The organism is Chryseobacterium rhizoplanae, from assembly GCF_900182655.1.
In the GTDB taxonomy this organism is placed as follows: Bacteria; Bacteroidota; Bacteroidia; order Flavobacteriales; family Weeksellaceae; genus Chryseobacterium; species Chryseobacterium rhizoplanae.
Map to the genome: position 1 here is coordinate 1 of NZ_FXTC01000020.1, position 3,982 is coordinate 3,982.

The 3,982-nt window shown below is 30.6% G+C and carries 4 protein-coding genes; all 4 read right to left on the reverse strand.

The genetic code is table 11. From position 1 onward, the window contains the following. Positions 1–90 precede the first annotated feature (90 nt). On the reverse strand, positions 91–900 hold the full coding sequence (locus FN817_RS22945) for an ATP-binding protein (RefSeq protein WP_142719941.1): 810 nt from the start codon (positions 898–900) through the stop codon (positions 91–93). Positions 901–1,449: 549 nt separating this feature from the next. Then, a complete protein-coding gene (locus tag FN817_RS22950) occupies positions 1,450–2,160 on the reverse strand; it encodes a hypothetical protein (RefSeq protein ID WP_142719942.1) in 711 nt (236 codons plus the stop codon). 51 nt (positions 2,161–2,211) lie between these two features. Continuing rightward, entirely contained in the window at positions 2,212–3,234 is a 1,023-nt protein-coding gene (locus tag FN817_RS22955; protein WP_142719943.1) for a hypothetical protein, read from the reverse strand. Between the two features lie 6 nt (positions 3,235–3,240). Next, entirely contained in the window at positions 3,241–3,903 is a 663-nt protein-coding gene (locus FN817_RS22960; protein ID WP_142719944.1) for a hypothetical protein, read from the reverse strand. Positions 3,904–3,982 lie beyond the last annotated feature (79 nt).

Sequence of the window (3,982 nt, forward strand, 5' to 3'; positions counted from 1 at the left end):
TTTTTAGGTGTTTCCATAATTAAATGTAATTCTTTTTTGAAAACACTCCTTAACTTTTATACTATATACTGTCTACTTTTTGCTGACGATTTACAGTTCGACATATGTATTTAAATATATAATGGGAGAATTAATTCCAATTGATAAACTATGCATAAAACTACTCGTTGCAGCATCCTTTTTGCCATCTTCAATTTTTCTTTCCAGCTCTTGTCTAAGTATCGCACTGTACTGTACCGATTTTTTAATTCTCACTTCCACGTCAAACTCAAGTGATTTCGTGGAACTGTTGATGGCGTCAATCCTTATACATCTGTATTTGGTTCTCCGTAAATCAAACTCCGTAAAAGACGAATTGTAAACACGGAAAGAAAGTTCATTTTTTCTATCCCTAGCAGTAGTATTGCGAAAATTATATATCTTCTCAAAATCGTCACGATTTAACTTTCTAGTGGAAGTTCCAGCCCTTACAAATCCACAACCTATATCAAAGCGAATGCTATTTGTGATTAAGTCTTTTTTTAATAAGTAAGGAAAATCTGCATTGTCAAACAATCTAAAATATGCCAGCTTATATCCTTTATATATAATCTCAGAATACTCAAAATTGATTTCAGGTTCAATATATTCATTAAGATATTGCTGATAGCTAGCTTGATCGTTAAGTTTATCTATTGATTCAAAACCACCAGCCATACCATTTAACTCTTCAACTCCCACAATGATATACTTATCCTCTTTAGAAATAAGATTTGCGAAAGCCATCATATCCTTCAGAAATTCAGGCTTTTTGGGATCTTTTTTTCCTATTGGGTACTGTTGCTTTTTAAAATCTAGATGTGAATATTCGCTTTCGTTTTCAATCTTATTAATAACAATATCTTTAATTTCTGATTTCATTCAATAAAAATAATAACTCTGTGGCAAAATTAGGTCTCAATTCCTAACAAATAACAAGCAGATTTCATTTAGGCTCTTGGTAAGTTTCTTTTTGAGTTAAGTATTCCACTAACTACTACTATCTCGTTCTAAAGCTGGTCATTTCCTCACTTGTTGCGGAGTAGACATAAAATCCATTTTTTTCATGCATTCTCTAAAAAAACAAATAAAAATATTGGGCGACATCTTGAAAATCTATATTGCTGTATGAAGAAAAATAAAAACCTTAATAAAATCAGGCTTCAAAATATGTCCTTATTAAAAAAAAAAATTTTTGGATGCAAATGGTTTGGTACCACCCTTTGAAGGTTTGGGCGCAGGATGATTATTATCTCTATTTGCTCATGATGGATTACCAGCTTTGCTTGGCCAATTTTTGTTTGAATTACTCATTTTTTAATTTGTTTTTTTGCCTACTACTTTTATCGTCAGTTGGGCCAGTTTTGGCACAATCACGTATTCGAACTACATTCCAAATGTTAAAAATATTTTATGACTTACTATCATAAATTACAAACCAAAATCTGCCAGTGGATGTTTGATTTTTTCAGTAGATGGAATCAAACTATTAAGCCTGATTATAATTTTAATTACTTGTTCAAAAAGTAACAATAAATCTTTGTAAATGATATTATTAGTCTGATTTTGTATTAATTCCAAAGTAACTTTGGATCGATCAATTACGGATGAAGTATCTTCTATTTGTATAATCTGATTAGGGTTTGAATCGGAATGAATACCGAAGTTGTGCATTGTATTTCTTAAATAAAAGAAGAATAAAATCACATCCTTATCGTTACTCTTAATGCTGGTAAAAAAATCTGTTTTATTTACATCAAATAGATTTTCAAAAGTTGCTTTAATTGAAGTTTTCTCAATATTTCCCTTAGCTGCTTCAAAATGTCTTGCGATGCTTCTTAAATTACTTTCAATACAGATAAAAAATTTAGTAAAAAGCGCATCTTTAACCAGACCTTCAAAGTTAAACTGAATATCATCCAAATCACTTTCTTTAAATTGTGGCGATATTTTACTATTAATATATTCGATATTATGCAGCTCCTTTGAAAGGAGCAAAGAAATATAAAAACTTTGTAAAGTTTCTGCTATACTATCAATAGTAATACTTCTGATATCCTCTTTGTCGGAATAAGAAGTATTTTCAGTTACAAGTCCAAGCAATTTAATTGCTAATTGAATCTTCTCATTAAGTTCTTTCATAGAATTGTTTTTAATTTTTTTATTATCTAATTTTTTTACTCAAATTAAAAATTATTTGAGACCATCTCTCGGTGGTTGCTTCTTTAGATATTCCTGTAGTACTTTAACTATAATTTCTGCCCTATGTTTTATGGAGAATTTATCTCCGAAGGAAACTGTTTCGTCACTTGCAAGTAATTTAAAGATTTCTTCTTTCATATCATTTGGCATGTAATTACCAAAATTCATTTTTTGAAATATTTGATCACATTCATAGAATAAATTTATACGATAAGATTCAGCGGCCTTGGCATGGAAGTGTCCATTTAACTTTAGAAGTGTATCAGTAGTAATAGCCAATATTTTCTCATCTGTTGGAAAATTGCTATTTTCCTCTGCCTCTTCTACCGGAAGTTTAAATCCGTAAAAATCCTTATTTTCTACGTCGATATTTAGTGATAAATAAACAATAAATTCATCCAATACTAGTAGATAAGGATTTTGAGATTCTGGATTCATGTGAAGAAGTGTACTTGCTTTTTCTGGCACATTTTGAGCTCTCATTAATTTATATTTTATCTTCTCAAAATCAGAAGTGATTTGCTTTTTGGAAAAATAATCATTTAATATTTTTCGTAATACATCCTCATCTTCAGGTATAAGACTTACTCCTGAATTCTTTGATATACTAAGTCGAAAAAAGATAGAAATCCAAAACAATAATGCCTGTTCAGAATCGATTCCACTTGAATAGTTAATTCCAATAGGCTGGTCATTTTTTGAAATACTAGTAGAATAATTATTTTCTAATGTTGCTAATTCAGCTTCGCATCTGCTGCAAAATATAAAATCCTCTATTAAGGGAATTGAATTACTACCAATCCTGTCTTCATCGACCTCCCCATATATTTTTTCCAATGTTTCAACATTGGTTGCTCTACCAAAATAGGAAGAAGGATTTTTTTCTGAAATAACAAAACCCATTTCTTTATCTCGACCCTTATGCTCAGAATCAATTCTTTTCAAAAGAAAATGAGGAATAATGTGTGATCCTGATTTATCAGCTTTAGAGTTACATATTTTACAATTATTCATAAAAAATTACTTATAGTTTATTATCATTCTAATTGCGGCCGCTCCATCAGGGATTTCATATCTTTGAGAATCTCGATCTTCATCAAACTCTTTTGAATCTGCGTATACTTGTCGATAGCCAAAAGTTTCTATTTCTTCCCTTTTAAATGTCTTACCTTTTGGTGGTAAATGTGGTGAACAACAAAATAGCTTTCTTATAGAATCTAAATGGTCAGGAAACACTTGTTCGAAATAGAGCATTTGAGAGTGCCTAAGAACATTCGTTCTTATGTCGGCAACTATACGTGTTTCAACAATACCAAGCCCCAATTCACTAATAAGTGGAATACCTATACAATCTCGTCTAGTTGGCTGGACATATGGAGCTCGCAGAGAATTTCCACTATATAAAAGATAGAATGTTTTACTACCATACACACTCTCATGCCGTAAAAGTTTATCCCATTGTTGAAAAGCTTCATTTCTATTATATTTCAAATCTTTGAATGCTCCGTTATAGGACATGACTTTTGCTTGCAGTGCATACCAGTTATAACTTCCTTCCCCATTTTGAATAAATAAATCTATATCATTACCATACACACTCTCGACAGTCCAAGGTAATTTGTAAATTTCGATAGTTTGATCATTAGTTACTGCAGAATATTCAACTATGTAAATCGTCAGCAAAAAGTAGACAGTATATAGTATAAAAGTTAAGGAGTGTTTTCAAAAAAGAATTACATTTAATTATGGAAACACCTAAAAA

Coding starts and splice junctions, on each gene's coding strand:
- FN817_RS22950 (WP_142719942.1), bottom strand. CDS start 2,160: ATGAAAGAACTTAATGAGAAGATTCAATTAGCAATTAAATTGCTTGGA.
- FN817_RS22955 (WP_142719943.1), bottom strand. CDS start 3,234: ATGAATAATTGTAAAATATGTAACTCTAAAGCTGATAAATCAGGATCA.
- FN817_RS22945 (WP_142719941.1), bottom strand. CDS start 900: ATGAAATCAGAAATTAAAGATATTGTTATTAATAAGATTGAAAACGAA.